This is a genomic window from Amycolatopsis sp., from assembly GCF_035276945.1.
GTDB lineage: Bacteria > Actinomycetota > Actinomycetes > Mycobacteriales > Pseudonocardiaceae > Amycolatopsis_E.
The window spans coordinates 65,669-82,856 of the sequence record NZ_DATELF010000065.1; the positions used below are offsets into that span (position 1 = coordinate 65,669).

17 protein-coding genes and 1 pseudogene are annotated in these 17,188 nt (G+C 71.7%); 6 read left to right on the plus strand and 12 right to left on the minus strand.

Annotated features, from left to right (window positions below; all coding sequences use genetic code 11):
• Window positions 1-226: 226 nt before the first annotated feature.
• Entirely contained in the window at window positions 227-874 is a 648-nt protein-coding gene (locus VJT49_RS11335) for a helix-turn-helix domain-containing protein (protein WP_324164715.1), read from the minus strand.
• Between the two features lie 168 nt (window positions 875-1,042).
• Between VJT49_RS11335 and VJT49_RS11340 the strand changes: the two genes are divergently transcribed.
• The 6 genes from VJT49_RS11340 (at window position 1,043) to VJT49_RS11365 (ending at window position 9,750) form a co-directional block, all read left to right on the plus strand.
• Window positions 1,043-2,569, plus strand: coding sequence for an amino acid permease (locus VJT49_RS11340; RefSeq protein ID WP_324164716.1), 1,527 nt, complete (start codon window positions 1,043-1,045; stop codon window positions 2,567-2,569).
• Window positions 2,566-3,396, plus strand: a complete 831-nt coding sequence (locus VJT49_RS11345; RefSeq protein ID WP_324164717.1) for an urea amidolyase associated protein UAAP1 — start codon at window positions 2,566-2,568, stop codon at window positions 3,394-3,396. The genes VJT49_RS11340 and VJT49_RS11345 overlap by 4 nt, the downstream gene beginning before the upstream one ends.
• Window positions 3,393-4,031: an urea amidolyase associated protein UAAP2 gene (locus tag VJT49_RS11350; protein ID WP_414635911.1), complete on the plus strand. Its 639-nt coding sequence runs from the start codon at window positions 3,393-3,395 to the stop codon at window positions 4,029-4,031. The genes VJT49_RS11345 and VJT49_RS11350 overlap by 4 nt, the downstream gene beginning before the upstream one ends.
• On the plus strand, window positions 4,028-7,588 hold the full coding sequence (gene uca, locus VJT49_RS11355) for an urea carboxylase (protein WP_324164719.1): 3,561 nt from the start codon (window positions 4,028-4,030) through the stop codon (window positions 7,586-7,588). Before VJT49_RS11350 ends, uca begins: the two co-directional genes overlap by 4 nt.
• Complete coding sequence (gene atzF, locus VJT49_RS11360; protein WP_414635913.1) at window positions 7,588-9,273, plus strand: allophanate hydrolase; 1,686 nt, start codon at window positions 7,588-7,590, stop codon at window positions 9,271-9,273. Before uca ends, atzF begins: the two co-directional genes overlap by 1 nt.
• A 120-nt stretch (window positions 9,274-9,393) precedes the next feature.
• A complete protein-coding gene (locus VJT49_RS11365) occupies window positions 9,394-9,750 on the plus strand; it encodes a hypothetical protein (RefSeq protein ID WP_324164721.1) in 357 nt (118 codons plus the stop codon).
• Between the two features lie 153 nt (window positions 9,751-9,903).
• Here VJT49_RS11365 and VJT49_RS11370 read toward each other — a convergent pair whose 3' ends face one another.
• The 11 genes and pseudogenes from VJT49_RS11370 to VJT49_RS11420 form a co-directional block, all read right to left on the minus strand.
• Entirely contained in the window at window positions 9,904-10,350 is a 447-nt protein-coding gene (locus tag VJT49_RS11370; RefSeq protein WP_324164722.1) for a hypothetical protein, read from the minus strand.
• On the minus strand, window positions 10,350-10,649 hold the full coding sequence (locus VJT49_RS11375) for a YbaB/EbfC family nucleoid-associated protein (RefSeq protein WP_324164723.1): 300 nt from the start codon (window positions 10,647-10,649) through the stop codon (window positions 10,350-10,352). Before VJT49_RS11375 ends, VJT49_RS11370 begins: the two co-directional genes overlap by 1 nt.
• Window positions 10,646-11,734, minus strand: a complete 1,089-nt coding sequence (locus VJT49_RS11380) for a CHAP domain-containing protein (RefSeq protein ID WP_324164724.1) — start codon at window positions 11,732-11,734, stop codon at window positions 10,646-10,648. The genes VJT49_RS11375 and VJT49_RS11380 overlap by 4 nt, the downstream gene beginning before the upstream one ends.
• Window positions 11,735-11,744: 10 nt before the next feature.
• On the minus strand, window positions 11,745-12,524 hold the full coding sequence (locus tag VJT49_RS11385; RefSeq protein WP_324164725.1) for a transglycosylase SLT domain-containing protein: 780 nt from the start codon (window positions 12,522-12,524) through the stop codon (window positions 11,745-11,747).
• Window positions 12,525-12,662: 138 nt separating this feature from the next.
• Complete coding sequence (locus VJT49_RS11390) at window positions 12,663-13,433, minus strand: ESX secretion-associated protein EspG (RefSeq protein WP_324164726.1); 771 nt, start codon at window positions 13,431-13,433, stop codon at window positions 12,663-12,665.
• A gap of 37 nt (window positions 13,434-13,470) precedes the next feature.
• The gene (locus VJT49_RS11395; RefSeq protein ID WP_324164727.1) at window positions 13,471-14,622 is read right to left on the minus strand and encodes a PPE domain-containing protein; all 1,152 of its coding nucleotides are present in this window, start codon (window positions 14,620-14,622) and stop codon (window positions 13,471-13,473) included.
• 1 nt (window position 14,623) lies between these two features.
• A complete protein-coding gene (locus VJT49_RS11400; protein WP_324164728.1) occupies window positions 14,624-15,094 on the minus strand; it encodes a hypothetical protein in 471 nt (156 codons plus the stop codon).
• A 366-nt stretch (window positions 15,095-15,460) separates the two neighbouring features.
• Window positions 15,461-16,078: an ATP/GTP-binding protein gene (locus tag VJT49_RS11405; RefSeq protein ID WP_324164729.1), complete on the minus strand. Its 618-nt coding sequence runs from the start codon at window positions 16,076-16,078 to the stop codon at window positions 15,461-15,463.
• Between the two features lie 17 nt (window positions 16,079-16,095).
• A complete protein-coding gene (locus tag VJT49_RS11410) occupies window positions 16,096-16,467 on the minus strand; it encodes a DUF742 domain-containing protein (RefSeq protein ID WP_324164730.1) in 372 nt (123 codons plus the stop codon).
• Window positions 16,464-16,871 carry a roadblock/LC7 domain-containing protein gene (locus VJT49_RS11415; RefSeq protein WP_324164731.1) on the minus strand — a complete coding sequence of 136 codons (408 nt, stop codon included), beginning with the start codon at window positions 16,869-16,871 and terminating at the stop codon, window positions 16,464-16,466. Before VJT49_RS11415 ends, VJT49_RS11410 begins: the two co-directional genes overlap by 4 nt.
• Window positions 16,868-17,188 (minus strand): annotated as a pseudogene (locus tag VJT49_RS11420) (histidine kinase); the annotation flags it as partial. The gene VJT49_RS11415 and the pseudogene VJT49_RS11420, both read right to left, overlap by 4 nt.

Genomic DNA, 17,188 nt, shown 5'->3' on the forward strand with positions numbered 1-17,188 from the left:
CAGTGTCCAAGGTGGACGGTTGACCGGCGCGGGCACGACCGACGGTGGCCGGCCCCTCGGGGCCGACCGGGCCCCGAAAGCCCGACTCACCCCTCCCGAAAGCCCGACTCGCGTGGCGCGAAAGCCCGACTCGCCCCTCGCGAAAGCCCGACTCACCCCTCGCGAAAGCCCGACTCGCGTGGCGCGAAAGCCCGACTCGCCCCGAGCGAAAGCCGGACTCGCGTGGTCACCAGGGCAGTAGGGCGAGGGCGCGGGTGCGGAAGGCGTCGTGGGGAGCGGGAGCGCCGGCCAGGCGGAGGACGCCGTCGGCGCCGTAGCGGGCGTGGGCTTCCACGTCCAGCGCCGGCTCGTCCCGGCGCACCACGGCGATGCTCTCCACCAGCCCGAACACGAGGTCGGTGCGGGTGCCGAGGGGAGCATGGTCCGGAATCCCGCCGATGAGCGCGCGGTAGGCGTCTTTCAGCTCGGCGCGCTCGGTCCGGAACACCGTCAGGCCGGGCGAAGCGACCTCGGGCAGCAAGTACAGCGCGCCGAGGTTGTGGCGGGCCGTGCCGAGCAGCCGGATGTCGGAACAGGCCAGCGCCCACAGCCGCGCGCCGGCCTCGGCCCGCAGGCCGAGGAGGTGGCGGGCCACCTCCAGCGATGGGCGCACGGTCTCGGCCAGGAGCGAGCAGAGGATGTCCTCCTTGGCCGGGAAGTGGTAGTACAGCGACGCCTGCCGCAGGCCGGCCCGTTCGGCGATCGCGCGGGTGCTGGTCGCCGCGTAGCCGGTGGTGGTGAACAGCTCGGCCGCCGCGTCCAGGACCGCCTGCCTGGCATCCTCGCTGCTCGCCGCGGCTCCGGTCGCCCGCGGCCGCCCCGCACTGCTGCTCACTCCCCGATCCTGCCAGCCCGCCGACGTTACGGGCGGCACCGGCATCCCGTAACACGGCGCCGGCCCTGTTCACCACACGCTTACGAACGGGAGACGGCCCCGTCGCACGCCGGACCTAATTTCGGTCAACCGACCGAAATTCCCTGACCTGCACGGACGGGAGTCGTCATGGCCGTACCCACCACCCAGGAACCAACCGGGGACCTCGCCGAGTTCGGCTACCGCCAAGAGCTGCGACGCAGCCTCGGCGGCTTCTCGGCCTTCGCCGCCGGGTTCTCCTTCGTCTCGATCCTCACCACCGTCTTCCAGCTGTTCGGCTTCGGCTACTCGTTCGGCGGCACGCTGTTCTTCTGGACGTGGCCGGTCGTGCTGGCCGGCCAGCTGATGGTCGCGCTCAACTTCGCCGAACTGGCCTCCCGCTATCCCCTCGCCGGTTCGGTCTACCAGTGGGCCAAGCAGCTCGTCGGGGGCCCTCGCGGCTGGCTCGCGGGCTGGATGATGCTGCTCGGCTGTGTTGTCGCGCTCGCCGCGGCCGCCATCGCGCTGCAGGTCGTGCTTCCGTCGGTGTGGAGCGGCTTCCAGCTCGTCGGCGGTGACCCGTCGGTCACGTCGGCGACCGGCGCGAGCAACGCGGCGCTGCTCGGCGCGATATTGCTGGTCCTCACCACCGCCGTCAACGCCCTCGGCGTCCGGCTGATGGCGCGCATCAACGACGTCGGCGTCGCGGCCGAACTGACCGGAGTCGTGGTGCTGATCGGCGGCCTGATCACCTTCGCGGTCCGGGGACCACAGGTGGTCGTGCACGACATCCCGGCCACGGACGGGACTTCCGGCACCGGCATCGGGGCACTGCTCGCGTCGGCACTGGCCGCCGCCTATGTGCTCTACGGCTTCGACACGGCCGCCTCCGTCTCCGAAGAGACCAAGAACGCGCGCCGGGCCGCGCCCCGGGCCGTCCTGCGCGCACTGCTGATCTCCGGCCTCGGCGGGCTGGTGGTGGTGCTGCTCGCGCTGATGGCCGCGCCCAGCCTCACCGACGGCCGGCTGGCGACCCAGGGCCTGCCGTACGTGATCACCTCGGTGTTCGGCGAGACCTTCGGCCGGATCTTCCTGGCCGATGTCGCGGTGGCCGTGGTGGTCTGCACCCTGACCATCCAGACCGGCACCATCCGGCTGTTCTATTCGATGGCCCGCGACGGCGCGCTGCCGTTCTCGCACCGGCTGGCCAAGGTCAACCCCCGCACCGGCACGCCGATCGCCCCGGCCATCGCCTCCGGCGTCCTGGCGATCGCGCTGCTGTTGCTCAACCTCGGCAACCCGACGCTGTTTTCCACCATCACCGCGACCTCGGTGGTCGTGGTGTACCTGGCCTACCTGCTGGTGACCGCTCCGCTGCTGGTCAAGCGCCTGCGCGGAAGCCTGCCCGCCGCCCGGCCCGGCTGGTTCTCGCTCGGCCGCTGGTCGGTACCGGTCAACGTCGCCGCGGTCGGCTACGGGCTGGTGATGATCGTCAACATCGCCTGGCCACGCGCGGAGATCTACGACCTCGGCGGCACCGGATCGCTCGCGATGCTGCTGTTCCCGGTCGAGTTCGTCGCCGCCGCGCTGCTGATCGGCTGGCTGTGCCGGCTCCGCGTGCGCGGCACCGAACCGGCCGGCACCGTCGAGGAGGCTGTGGAAGGAGCGCTCCCGTGAACACCTCGACCACCTACGGCGCCCGCGACCACGCGAGGGCCCAGGCGGGCACGGTCGTGGAGACCATGCCGACGATTCCGGCCAGCGAATGGCCCGAGCCTCCTGACGGCGTCGAAGCCGGGCGGCTGACCTGGGCGGAGACCGTGGCCGGCGGCGGGTACACGCACAAGGTCCTCGCGCGGGGCAGCGAACTCCAGCTCACCGACCTGCGCGGAGACGCCTGCGCCCATCTCCTGCTGTACCACGCGGACGCGCCGTGGGAGCGGCTGAACGTGGCCGACACGGTCAAGGTCCAGTGGAACGCCTACCTCGGCGCCTCGATGGCCCTGCTGTCCGACCAGGCCAGGGTGCTCGCGACGATCGTCGCGGACGACTCCGGCCGTCACGACACGCTGTGCGGCACCTCGACGATCGCGGGCAACGCCGAGCGCTACGGCGACGGCAGCCCGCACGGACCCTCGCCCGCCGGGCTGGGCCTGTTCACCCTCGCCGCGGCCAAGCACGGGCTGGGCCCGCGAGACCTGCCGCCCAGTCTTTCGCTGTTCCAAGGCGTCCGGGTGAACACCGACGGCGGCCTGGAGTTCACCGGCTCCTCGGGTGCGGGCGCCTCGGTGACCCTGCGGGCGGAGCTGCCGCTGATCGTGCTGATCGCGAACGTGCCGCACCCGCTGGATCCACGCCCGGACTACACCGTTACCCCGGTTCGCGTGCTCGCCTGGCGCTCGACTCCGTCCACTCCGGACAGTCCTGAATGGACTTCTTCGCCGGAGACGCGGCGGGCCTTCGAGAACACCGCCGACCATCTCAACGCCAGGGGGATTTCATGACATCCGCCGTGACCGCACCACGAGTCATCGCCGAGGTCGAGGTCCCGGCGCGGGCGCCGTTCTCCACGGTCGTCGGAAAAGGACAGACACTCGCCATCATCGACCTCGGCGGCAACCAGGCCGTCGACTTCCTCGCCTACCAGGCCGCCGACACGGCCAAGCGGTACAGCGCGGCGGCCACCATCGCCGCCCAGCGCAACATCTTCCTCACCACCGGAAGCGTGCTGCGCACCGGGGAGGGCGAGCCGCTGATGACCGTCGTGGCCGACACCTGCGGCAGGCACGACACGATCGGCGGCGCCTGCGGCAAGGAATCCAACACCCTGCGGTACGGCCAGCACACCCGTCACCAGCATGCCTGCGTGGAGAACTTCCTCGTGGAGGGCGCTCGGTGGGGTCTGGGCAAGCGGGATCTGGTCAGCAACGTCAACTGGTACATGAACGTGCCGGTCGAGGCCGACGGCACGCTCGGCATCGTGGACGGCATCTCCGCGCCCGGCCTCGAAGTGCGGCTGCGCGCGGAGACCGACGTGCTGGTGCTGGTCTCGAACTGCCCGCAGATCAACAACCCGTGCAACGGGTTCGACCCCACGCCGGTGCGGATGGTGGTCACCGAGCCGGGCGGTGCCGGGTGAAGCTGCTGGTCGCCAACCGAGGCGAGATCGCCGTGCGCGTTCTGCGCAGCGCGAGGAACCTCGGGATCCCTTGTGTCGCGGTGTATTCCGACGCCGATCGCACCGCGCCGCACGTCCGGCTCGCCGGCGAGGCCGTGCGCCTCGGGCCTGCCCCGGCCACGGAAAGCTACCTGAACGCGGGCGCGATCATCCAAGCCGCGCGGGACACCGGCGCCGACGCCATCCACCCCGGATACGGGTTCCTGGCCGAGGACGCCGGGTTCGCCCGCGCGGCACAGGCGGCCGGCATCGCCTTCGTCGGTCCCGCACCGGAACACCTGGAAGTGTTCGGCGGCAAGCACACCGCCCGGGAACGGGCCGTCGCGGCCGGGGTGCCGTTGCTGCCCGGCACCGGCTTGCTCGGCGGCCTGGACGAGGCGCTGGCCGCCGCCGGGGAGATCGGCTACCCGGTGATGCTCAAGGCGACCAGGGGCGGGGGCGGCATCGGCATGCGCGCCTGCCACTCGCCCGGCGAACTCCGCGCGGCCTGGGAGCCGGTGCGGAACATCGCGGCCAGGAGTTTCGCCGGCTCCGGCGTGTTCCTCGAACAGCTTGTCCAGCGGGCCAGGCATGTCGAGGTCCAGGTGTTCGGCGACGGCGAAGGCCGCGTGCTCGCGCTCGGCACGCGCGACTGCACCTTGCAGCGACGCAACCAGAAGGTGGTCGAGGAATGCCCGGCACCAGGGCTGCGCGACGAGGCCCGGCTGATCGCCTCGGCCGTGGCACTGTGCGAATCCGTGGCGTACCGCTCGGCGGGCACCGTCGAGTTCGTCTACGACCCCGTGCGCGGGCGGGCTGCGTTCCTCGAGGTCAACACCCGCCTGCAGGTCGAGCATCCGGTGACCGAAGCCGTGTACGGGATCGACCTGGTGGCGTGGATGTTGCGGCTGGCCTGCGGCGAGAAGCACATGTTCACCACTCCGCCCACCCCGCGCGGGCATGCGATCCAGGCACGGATCTACGCCGAGGACCCGAACGCGGGGTACCGGCCCAGCACCGGCCTGCTCACCGGCGTGAGCTTCCCGGCCGAAACGCGGGTCGACACCTGGGTCGAAACCGGGTCGGAGGTCGGCACCCACTACGACCCGTTGCTGGCCAAGGTGATCGTCACCGGAGCCGACCGGGCCGGCGCGCTGGACCGGCTGGGCGCCGCGCTCGTGGACACCCGGATCGACGGTATCCGCACCAACCTGGGCCAGCTCCGCGCGGCCGCCGGAAATCCCCGGTTCCGCGAAGGCGGGCACGACACCGCGACCCTCGACGCCGTCCCGGACGCGGACCCCCGCATCGACGTGCTCCGCGCCGGAACGGCCACCACCGTGCAGGAGTGGCCGGGCCGTACCGGCTACTGGCATGTCGGCGTGCCGCCGAGCGGGCCGATGGACGACCTGTCGTTCCGGCTGGGCAACCTGGCCCTCGGCAACGACGAGGGCGCGCCGGGGCTGGAGTGCACTGTGGACGCTCCGGCGCTGCGGTTCAGCCACGAGACCGTCGTGTGTGTCACGGGCGCCCCGGCCGAGGTCACCGTCGACGGCTCGGCAGTTCCACAGTGGACACCCGTGACCGTCCCCGCGGGCGGGGAACTGGACATCGGCCCGAGCACGCTCGGCCTGCGGACCTACGTGCTGGTCCGGGGCGGGCTGGACGTGCCCGCGTTCCTGGGGAGCAAGGCCACCTTCACGCTCGGCAAGTTCGGTGGCCACGGCGGGCGCACGCTGGCCGCCGGGGACGTGCTTTCGCCGGGCGAGGCGCCGGAGGCCCCGGTGAGCGCCGAAGTCCCGGAACCGGCACGGCCGGTGTTCGGGCAGCACTGGGAGATCGGCGCGCTGGAAGGCCCGCACGCCGCGCCGGAGTTCTTCACGCGTGAGGACATCGACACCTTCTACGCCGCCACCTGGCGGGTGCATTTCAATTCCGCCCGGACCGGCGTGCGGCTGATCGGGCCGCGGCCGGACTGGGCACGAAAGGACGGTGGCGAGGCCGGGCTGCACCCGTCGAACATCCACGACACCCCGTACTCGGTGGGCGCCGTGGACTACACCGGCGACCTGCCGATCCTGCTCGGGCCGGACGGCCCCAGCCTCGGGGGGTTCGTCTGCCCGGCCACGGTCGTCACCGGCCAGCGGTGGAAGCTCGGGCAGGTACGCCCCGGCGACACCGTCCGGTTCGTGCCCGTCGACGCCGAGCAGGCCGGGGAACTCCGCCGGAATCCGGCCGCGGCACCCACCGCGCGCCGGCTCTCCGACGACGGCGTGCTCGGCCGGCTCGACGCCACGGCGGACCGCCCCGAGGTGACCTACCGGCGCAGCGGCGACGACAACCTGCTGATCGAGTACGGCCCGATGCGGCTGGACCTGGCGCTACGGATGCGGGTACACGCGCTCGCCGAGCGGCTGCGCACCGCCGAAGCGCCGGGAATCCTGGACATCACGCCCGGCATCCGGTCGCTGCAGGTGCACACCGATCCCGACCAGCTGTCGGTGAGCAAGACGCTCGGCCTGGTGCGGGAAGTCGAGGCGGACCTGCCCGCGACCGGCGACCTGGTGGTGCCCAGCCGGACCGTCCGGCTGCCGCTGTCCTGGGACGACCCGGCCACCCGCGAAGCCATCCAGCGCTACATGGCGGGGGTTCGCCCGGACGCGCCGTGGTGCCCCTGGAACATCGAGTTCATCCGGCGGATCAACGGTCTGTCCAGTGTGGACGACGTGTACCGGACCGTGTTCGGCGCCGAATACCTGGTGCTCGGGCTGGGCGACGTCTACCTGGGCGCTCCGGTGGCGACGCCGCTCGATCCGCGGCACCGGCTGGTCACCACGAAGTACAACCCGGCCAGGACGTGGACCGCGGAGAACTCGGTCGGCATCGGCGGTGCCTACCTGTGCGTCTACGGGATGGAGGGGCCGGGCGGCTACCAGTTCGTGGGCCGCACCGTGCCGGTGTGGAGCGGCTGGCACCAGCGGGGGTCCTTCGAGGAAGGCTCCCCCTGGCTGCTGCGCTTCTTCGACCGGATCTCCTGGTATCCGGTTTCGGCGGAGGAGTTGCTGGACCTGCGCGCCGCCAGTGCGGCCGGGCAGCTTCGGCTAGACATCACCGACGGGCAGTTCGCGCTGGCCGCCTACCAGCGGTTCCTGGCCCGCAACGCCGCCTCCATCGCGGAATTCCGGTCCCGCCAGTCCGCCGCCTTCGAAGCCGAGCGGCGGGCGTGGGCGGCGGCGGGCGAGTTCGACCCGAAACCCGAACCGGAACCGGTGCTCGCCGCGCCCGCCCGGGTGTCCGCGCCGCCCGGCGGGTCCGTGGTCACGGCACCGTTCGCGGCCACCGTGTGGCGCGTGGACGTCCGGCCGGGCGACCACGTGGCTCGGGCACAGTCCCTGCTCGCCCTGGAGGCCATGAAAACCGAGACGGTGGTGCCCGCGCCAGCGCCGGGAGTGGTGGTGGAACTGCTGGTCGAACCGGGCACGCAGGTCGCCCCCGGAACCCCGGTCGCCGTGCTCGGCCCGGAGGAAGGGACATGGTGATGGGGTTCTCCCCCACCGCCCGGGTGCGCGCGGCGTACCGCCGGATCGCCGAGGCCGGCCGTCCGGAGGTGTGGATCAGCCTGCGCGACGAGCGGGAAGTCCTCGCCGAGGCGGCCGAACTGGAGTCACGGACCGACCTGCCGCTGGCTGGGCTGGTGTGCGCGGTCAAGGACAACATCGACGTCGCCGGCCTGCCGACCACCGCGGCTTGCCCGGCCTACGCCTACACACCCGAGGTCAGCGCCACCGCGGTGCGGCGGATCGCCGACGCCGGGGCCATCGTGCTGGGCAAGACGAACCTCGACCAGTTCGCGACCGGCCTGGTGGGCACCCGCAGCCCGTACGGCGCGGTGCGGCACGCCACCCAGCCGGAAAAGATCTCCGGTGGGTCCAGTTCCGGATCGGCGGTCGCGGTCGCGCTCGGCATCGCCGACTTCGCGCTCGGCACGGACACCGCCGGTTCCGGCCGGGTGCCCGCGGCGCTGAACGGCATTGTCGGACTCAAACCGACTCTCGGGCTGGTGCCGACCGCGGGGGTGGTCCCGGCCGCACGTCCCTACGACTGCGTGAGTGTGTTCTCCCCCACCCTCGATCTCGGCCAGCGCGTGCTGTCGGTGCTCACCGGACCGGATCCGGCCGATCCCGCCAGCCGGCCATGGCCTTCGCTGATCCGGCTGGGCGCGGGATCGGCGCCCGCGGTCGCCGTCCCCGAACCTCGCGGGCTCGCGCCGCTGTCTCCGGCCGGGCGGCGCGCGTTCGGCGAGGCCGTCGACCGCCTGCGGGCCGCGGGAAGCCAGGTGTCCGAAGTGGACATCACGCCGTTGCTCGACGCGGCCACGCTCCTCTATGGCGGCGCGCTGGTCGCCGAACGGTACGCGGCGGTCGGCGAGTTCCTCGCCGCCCATCCCGGCGACGCCGACGTCGTCGTCGCCGCGATCATCCTCGCCGCGCGCGAGCTGCCCGCGCACCGGCTGGCCGCCGACCAGACACGGCTGGGCGAGTACAGGCTGCGGGCGGCCGACCTGCTCGCCGGGTTCGACGCGCTGCTCCTGCCGACCACGACCGGCCATCCCACCCTCGCCGAGGTGTGCGCCGACCCGGTTGGCGTGAACACCCGGCTGGGCACCTACACCAACTTCGTGAACCTGCTGGACCTCGCCGCGGTCGCGGTGCCCGCCGGTGCCGCCGATGGCAGCCCGTTCGGGGTCAGCGTGGTGACCCGCGCCTTCGACGACCAGGTCGGCATCGACATCGCCGCCCAGCTGACCGGCGAACAGGCCGCCATGCCGTACCCGCCGGCCGCGGCCCAACTCGTCGTGTTCGGCGCCCACCTGCGCGGCCAGCCCCTCAACCACGAACTCCTCGCGTGCGGCGCCCGGTTCGCGGGTGAGGTCCGCACGGCACCGGAGTACCGGATGGTGGTCCTGCCGACGGATCCGCCGAAACCCGGAGTGTTCCGGTGTTCCGGCGGCGGCACGCTGTGCGGGGAACGGTGGCTGCTCTCGACCGCGGGCGCGGGCGCCTTCCTGGCCGGGTTGCCGGCGCCGATGTCGCTCGGCCCGATCCTGCTGGACACCGGCGAGCAGGTGCTCGGGTTCCAGTGCGACCCGGTGACCGCGGCCACCGGGGTGGACATCACCCGGCACGGCGCCTGGCAGGCATGGCTGTCCAGCGTTCCCCGCTGAGTTTTCGCCGGCGCGTCGATCAGCCCCAGGTGTCAAGGAAATGTCAAAACCTGAGCCGGGAGCGCATGGGATGTGGCAAGCAGCCGCGGCACGCGGCCGGCCCGGCGGTCGAATGGGGGTATGCGCGAGTCACGTTTGCCGGCACCTCCGGTGCCTGGCGGGTTCGGGTTCGCTCTCGGTTTCGTGGCGGGGATCGCCGTGACCGCGGTCGCGGTGGCCGCCGGGGCGGCCGGCCATCCGGTCTGGTCGCTGGCCGCGCTTGCCCTGGCGGTGGCGGGGGTGTCCGCGCTGACGACTCCCTTGGCGGCCTTGGCGACCGCCCTGCTGGCGTGGTGCCTGCAGGACGGGTTCGTCGTGGGCCGGCACGGTGATCTGGTGCTGGCGGGCGGTTCGGTGAGCTCGGCCGCGGTGCTGCTGTTCACCGGGCTGGCCGCCGTGGTCCTCGCCACGGCGGTCCGGCTCCGGCACTCGAGTTGATCTCGGCCGGAACTCACCTGTCCCGAACCCGGAACTCCCCTGTCGTGCGAGCCCGACTCGCTTGTCGCGAAAGCCCGACTCGCTTGTCGCGAAAGCCCGACTCGCTTGTCGCGAAAGCCGGACTCGCTTGTCGGGAAAGCCGGACTCGCGGGGTCAGGCGCGGACGAGGACGAACTCGCCGACCTCGTCGTCCGGCGGTTCCGGGCGCCGGGCCTCACGGCCGGGCCGCGCACTGACCTCTTCGGACTCCGCCGGTCCGGGCCCGGCGGGGTCCTCTTCGATACCGAGGTAATCGCCGACCGCGTCCGCGATCGCGGGCCCGCACCCGGCCCGGATCGCGCGGAGCCCGGCCTGCAGGACTTTCGTGCCCGCTTCCGCGCTGAGCCGCGAGATTTCCGCGGCCAGGCCCTCCGGGCCGAGTGCCAGGGCATGCTCGTCGATCTCCAGGCCGACGAGCATGCCCTGCACGTCCACCGTCACCGAGACGCCCTCGCCCCGCACGGTGCCACGGAGCTGCGTCATCCCCGCGGAGAGCCCGAGTCTGTCCGGGATCTCCGCGGCGATCTCGATCAGCTCGTCGATGGTGCGCTCGTCGTCCATCAAACCCTCCACCGCTCCGGCTCGGTCGTCTCCGCCGACTCGGTCAGCGCGTCGTCCTGGGTGAGCCCCAGCGCGGCGAGCTTGTCCTCGCCGAGGCCGCCGAGTTCGTCCGCCATGGCGTGCTTGGCCCGTTCGTTGGCCTGCGCGCCGGCCTCGCGCACGAGGCCCAGGATGGTGCGCGCCAGGCTCGGCCCTCCGCCGCGGAGCGCGTCCGGGGTCAGATCGAGGAAGCGGAGCGCACCCCCGGGCGCCACCTCGACCGTGATTCCGCCGCGCCGGGCACTTCCGGTGATCGTCATTTCGGATGCACCCCTCCGTAGAACATGCTCGCGTCGCGGGGCAGCGTGTAGGTGTGACGCATCACCTGGTCACTCGAATTGCCTTCGATCGTGGTGATCTTGTTGCCTTCGACCTTCTCGATCAGACCGATGTGCTTGCTGCCGCCCCAGCTCGGACCGGAACCGAACAGGATCGCGTCGCCGGGGCGCGCCTGCTTCGCCAGGTCGTGCCGGCTGTAGGCGAGGTGGTTGCGCTCGCCCCACTTGTAGACGTCTCCGGTGAAACCGTACTTCGGGATGTTCACACCGGCTTCGCGCCACATCGAGGTGGCGAAATACGCGCACCAGGGCTGCCCGGTGGGGCCCCACTTGTTCCGGTTGTTGGGTCCCTCGTGGTAACCGAGGTTCTCGCGGGCGTGCTCGAGGATCTTGTCGGCCTTCGCCGAGTGGCTCGGCTTGGTCCCCGTGTGCCCCTTGCCCTTGTTCTTGTCGTGGTCCTTGCCCTTGCCCGCGGGCGTGGACGGCTTGTGGTGCGCCTGCCCCGGGTCGGCGACGCCGTCGTGGTTCAAGTCCTTTTCCAGCGCACGCAGTTTCCGCGCCGCCTCCGCCATTTCGGCACGCGCGTCCTTGAGGTTCCCGGCGGATTCCTTGATGTACTTGCCGGCCAGGTCGGTGACCTCGCCGAGCGCCTTGAGCAGGACGCCCGGCACCGCGACCCCGGCGAGCGCGAATCCGGCCCTGAGCAGGCTCTGGGCCGAGGTGGCGAACTCGTCGACGAGCGCGCCCGACGTGTTGTGGCGGGCGGCCAGCGCGTTGGTGACCTCGGAGACGATCTTCGCGCCACGAGCACTCGCCTCCGCGGTGGTGGTGAGGTCGTCCCCGAACTTCGCGGACTTGCCCTCGAACCCGGATGCGGCTTTCGACTCCCAATGGGTCAGCAGCGACTGGGCGGCCTTCCGCTGGGCGTCGTGCTGCTCCATGATGGCTTTGGCGGCCGATTCCAGCGCGTGCTGCGCGGCCTGCGCCTCGCCCGCCTTGCCCGCCAGCTTTCCCTGGTGCGTCTTCAGCTCACCCGCGAACAGGGTGGCGATGGTGGAGATATCCATTTCTTCCTGCCTAACCCAAGACGCTCTTGATGTCGACGGCCCGGAAATCCTGCACCGTTTCGGCCTCGCGCACCTGGTAGGTGGTCCCGGCCTTCCTGGTCAGCGCACCGAGCTCCTGGGCGTTTTTCCCGATGGCGGTGACCTGCTTTTCCAGGGACCGGCTGAAATCGCCCAGCGCGTCCGAGAATCCGGTTTCCCGGCCAACCTGGCCGAAACTGTCCTTGGCGATTCCGGTCACCCCGTGCACGGTGCGGGAACCGATCTGGCGCAATTCTCCGGCGACGTGGTCGACTTTCTTCGTGTAGCCGTGGAACTGGTCGGGGTCGACCTTGAACCCGTCGCCGTGCCCCGTCTTCCCGCCCTTGCCGTGCCCGTGCTTCGCCGCGTCCTTGCCACCGGAGTGGCCCTTGCCGTGGTGCTCGGACGCCTTGTGCGCGGCCTTGCGCGCCTCCGCCAGATGCTTCTTGTAGGCGCCGTTGGTGTAGGTCGACCACGGCCCGAAGGATTTCCCGTGACTCGATATCGCGAAGGCCGCCTTGGCGTTTTCGTCGGGGTCGAACAGTTCCTTGTCGGAGTCGAGGTGGAACTGGTGCCGCCGCGCCGGTCCCATCGAACCGAGCATGTTGATCTGCCACAACCCGTAGGAGTTGTCGGGCGGGGTGCCGTTGTGTGCGCGGGTGTTCCCGCCGGACTCGGCAAGGGCGACGGCGACCGCCGTGGTCAGTGCTTCGCCCCGGAAGCCCGCCTGGTACGCGTGCCGCGCGATCTCGTCCGCTTTCAGTGTGCTCATAAGGCCACCTTCATGAACCTTTCGTTTCGAACTCAGCAGGTGAGACGCATCGCCGGTCCACGCAGTTCCGGCGATTCCCCAGTCTCATCTGGACACAGTAGTGGTTTTGCCATTTCCCGGAAGCGCTTACCGGAAAACTCAGCGGACGCGGTCGAGAAGCTCCCCGAGCCGGGCCGCCAGCCAGGTTCCGTCCGCCGGTGTCACCGTGACCAGGCGCCCGCCGGGAACAGCGTCGACCGTTACCCCGTACCGGCCGGCCTCGGTGTCGAACCAGGCCAGGACCGGCGAGCGGCCGCCCGGGCCGTTGGCGGCGAGCTGACCGGAACACCTGCGCCGCGTGCCGACGATGGTCGACAGTGCCCGGACTTCGCGCCCGGTGACGCCGGCCTGCGCGAGCGTCCATTCGAACGCGTCGTGCCCCTTGGCCGCGAACGAGTTCATGGCCTCGGAAAACACCTCCCGGGGCAGCCGGACCGGCTGGCCGGGGCCCGCCGGGACGTCGCCGATCACGTCGGTGACGATGCCCACGAGGTCCCGGGCGGGGATCGGCCGCAGCGCGAGTTCGATGTGGTCCAGCACCGCCAGCACGGCGTGCCGGCGCCCGGCGGCGGCCAGCAGCCGCAGCGGCACCTCGCCGACCAGCAGTGCGTCCACCGAAAGCACCGGCCTGGCCAGCAGCGTGAGGTGCTCCTCCAGCTCGACGGCGACCCGGTCGCCGTCGATCAGCCCGGCCCGGTCCAGCGTTTCGAACACCTGGCCGCCCAGCTCGTCCCGCTCGGTCATGGTGAGCCCGTGCGACGGGACCTTAAGCGGGTACGGCGGGGTGCCGAGGTCCAGGTCCTCCCACAGCAGATCGAACTCCAGGTGCGATAGCACCACCCCGTCGACCGTGGTCATACGACGCGCCACGGCTCGTCCCTCCCCGGTTTTCCTTGGTACGGCAGGCTTATTCGCCCAGCACCGGCGGGTAGGCCGGTGGCAGGTCGTCGAGCAGGTCGAGGCCGGACCCTTCGGTGAAGCGGTTGCGGTGCTCGGCGTCGTCCTCGCCCCGCTGCGCCCCGGCGCCGGGGAACATGCCCGCCCCGCTCGTGCCGCTCGCCCCGCGGGCGCCCGAAGTTCCGGCCGGTCCGCCCGTGACCATCCCGGCCCCGCCGAAGCCGGTGGCCGACAGGCCACCACCGGTGGCCCGCCCGGCACCGTTCACGCCATCGGGACCGGCGGAGCCGAAACCCGAACCCGCTCCCGCGAGTGAACCGGCGCCGAATCCCGCGGCGGCGCCCGGACCGCCCGGACCGCCCGGCACGCCCGGACCACCGGCGCCCGCGCCACTCGCACCCGACGACACCGTGGCCGACCGGTCGTCGTCCGAGCCCGGGAGACCCCGTCCGGGCGCTCCGCCGGACGGATCGGCCACGGCCCCGGGCGCCTCCTCGAACGCGGGCAGCGAGTCGTGCACGCCCTTGCTGATCGACTCGTACTGCTCCATCACCCGCACCGCCTCGGCCTTCGCACGCACGGCCTCGCGATGCGTCGGGAGATGGTCGTCCAGGAGCTGGTCGGCCAGGATGGCCGCGCTCGGGCCGCTGGCGTTGACGTCGTAGCCCTCGCGGAAGTGCCGCTCGGCGGCGTTGAAGACCGGTTCCGGCATGCGGTTGCGCGCTTCGACGACCGCGGTGGTGTAGGTGTCGAGGCCCTCGCCGACCTGGCGCATCGACGAGCTGGCCTCGGCTGCCCACCCGGTCAGCTTCGACGCCGATTCGGCCGCCCGCACGGCCGAGCCCCCGCGCCAGGACAGCAGCAGCTTCTGCACGGTCTGGTGGACCTCGGCCGTGGCGGAGTCGACGCCGAGGGCGAGCTGGGCCCAGCGGTGCGCGGCGGCACCCATGGTCCCCGGGTCCGCGCCCTGGACCATGTCGTAGAGCTGCCGGTGCTCGTAGGCCGCCCAGTTGATCTTGCCGAAGCTCGCCTCACGCTGGTTCGCCGCCCGGGCACGGCGGATGCGGCGCTCGCGCCGGCGCTGCGCCGCGGTCGGCAGGTGGTCCTGCGAGTAGTACCGGTGCTTGCGATGTCTGTTGTAAGGCAAGCTTTCCGCGCCCATCTCATCCCCTCGGGCTGGTGTCGGTGCCGGCGTGGATCCTGGCGAGCGCGTCGGCGGTCTCCGCCTCGTTGGCCTCGTGCCCGGCCCGGGCCTGCCGGATCGCCTCGCGCAACGCGTCGAGCTCGTCGAGGTAGTCCCGCAGGAGCGCCTGGACCCCGCTGTCGGCCGAGCCCCGCACACCGAACGCCTTCCGCAGGTGGCCCGCCACCGGCCCACCGCCGTCCCGTAGCGGCGCCTCCAGCTCCCTGGCCTGTGCCAGCAGCTCGGCCAGCTCGTCGGACCGCCGGGCGAGCTCGGCGTCGGCCGCGGCGATCTCCGCGGCGTCGAGCTCGATCCGGCCGCCGTCCTCCCCGACCAGCTCCGCCGAACCGGCGCCGGCCGGCGCGGCGACCTCGCCCGCCTTGGCCACTCTTCCCGCCTGGTGCGGCTCTTTCTCGCGCAGGTCCCTGACCAGACGCCTCGCGTCGGCCATGTCCTGCAACCGGTGCGCATCCACCTCTCGGCCCCCAGTTTTCAGTCAGCTCACGGGAACGTGACGCACGCGGGCAGTATGTCAAACAACCACCCGGCTCCGGGAGCATTTCACCCGAATCCTCTCCGGTGCGTCGCCGCTACGACGGCGCCGGACTCCGGGCGGTTCCGCGTGCACCCGGTTGGCGGAAGGACACTTCGCGGTCCGGCCGGTGGACCGGCCGGACCAGCGCGCCGAGCTCGCCGGGCACGAGCGGTACCGCCGCCCGGATCAGTCCGGGGCCTCACCGTCGGCCATCCCGACGGGCCGCCCCGCCTGCGCGGCACCTACGCCGGGCTCGCCCACCCGGTACCCGGGCAAGCGCGTTCAGAATCGCCGGTCCGTGGCTTGCCGGTTGATCGCCATGACGTGCTCGATCAAGGTGACCAGCACGGTTTTCGTCGACTCGCGTTCCCGCGCGTCGCACAGCAGCACCGGCACGTCCGGACCGAGGTCCAGCGCGGACCGCACTTCCTCGGTGGTATAGCTGTAGGCGCCGTCGAAACAGTTCACGCCCACCACGAACGGCAGCTCCCGCTGCTCGAAGAAGTCCACGGCGGGGAAACAACTTTCCAGCCGCCGGGTGTCGGCCAGCACGACCGCGCCGAGCGCGCCGACCGCGAGTTCGTCCCACATGAACCAGAATCGCTCCTGGCCCGGCGTGCCGAACAGGTAGAGGATCAGGTCCGGGCTGATGGTGACGCGGCCGAAGTCCAGCGCCACCGTGGTGGTCGTCTTCCGTTCCACCCCGGACAGATCGTCCACTTCGGTGGACGCGGCGGTCAACGCCTCTTCGGTGCGCAGCGGCTTGACTTCGCTGACCGAGCCGACCATGGTGGTCTTGCCGACCCCGAAACCGCCCGCGATGAGCAGTTTCAGCGAGGTCGCCGTGAGATTGCGGCGGGGCCGGGTGTCCGGTTGATCGTTTCGGGTGGTGGAATCCACGTTGTTCGGCCGTCCTGTCAGAGTCTGCGGATTCCGTCGAGGACCGCTTGGAGAATGCGTTCGTCGGCCGCCGGGGCCAGCGGTACGGCGGTACGGAAGATCACGTGCCGCTGCTCGATGAGGTCACCGATCAGCACCTTGACCACCGGCAGCGGTAGTTCGACGTACGCGGCGATTTCGGCGAGGGACAGGGGTTGCTGGCACAGGCGCACCATCCGGGCGTACTCCGGCGGCAGCCTGGCCGCGTCCGCGCTCGAGGTCACCGCGACCACGAGCGTGAGCAGGTCGAGCCCGATCTTGTCGGTGCGCGTCCGGCCGCGCGTGACGGTGTAGGGCCGGCCGACCGGCCCCGCGTCGTCGTCGAACCATCCCCGCTCCCGGCCGCTCATGGCGCACTGTGCTGCTCGACCCTGGGCGCGGTGCTGAGAACCGCACCGACTCGCTTGACCATCATGTTCATCGCGTACGCGATCAGGCCCATGTCGGCGTCCTCGGTGGTGAGCAGGGCGAGGCAGGCGCCGTACCCGGCGGCGGTGACGAACAGGAACGCGTGATCCATCTCCACCACGGTCTGCCGCACCTGCCCGCCGCCGAAATGCCGCCCCGTGCCCTTCGCCAGGCTCTGGAACGCCGAAGCGACCGCGGACAGGTGCTCGGCGTCCTCTTCGGACACGTTGCTGGAGCGGGCCATCATCAGCCCGTCGGCGGACAGCACGACGGCACGGTCCGCGCCGGACACCTGCTGCAGCAGGTCGTCGAGCAACCAGTCGAGCTGGGCGGCGGGGTCGGTCATCGGTGCTCTCCAAAGACGTCGGTGATGGCTGGGTCGTCTTCGCGCCCGCGCTGGGTGCCCTGCTGGAAGGCGCTGAACCGGCTGCGGGCCTGGTCGGGATCGTCCGCGGGGGAGGAGGTCTCCTCGGCTCGCGGCCGGCTCCGGCGCAACTGCGGGGCAAGACTCTGCTGCCGGTTGCGCCGCGGCAACGCCGGGCGGTCCGGCGACCCGGGGCCTCCGGGTTGCGGGCCGGCGGGTTGTGGCGTCCGCGCCTCATGCGCGGGCCGCGCCTCGTGCGCCGGACGGGCCTCGTGCGCCGGACGGGCCTCATGCTCCGG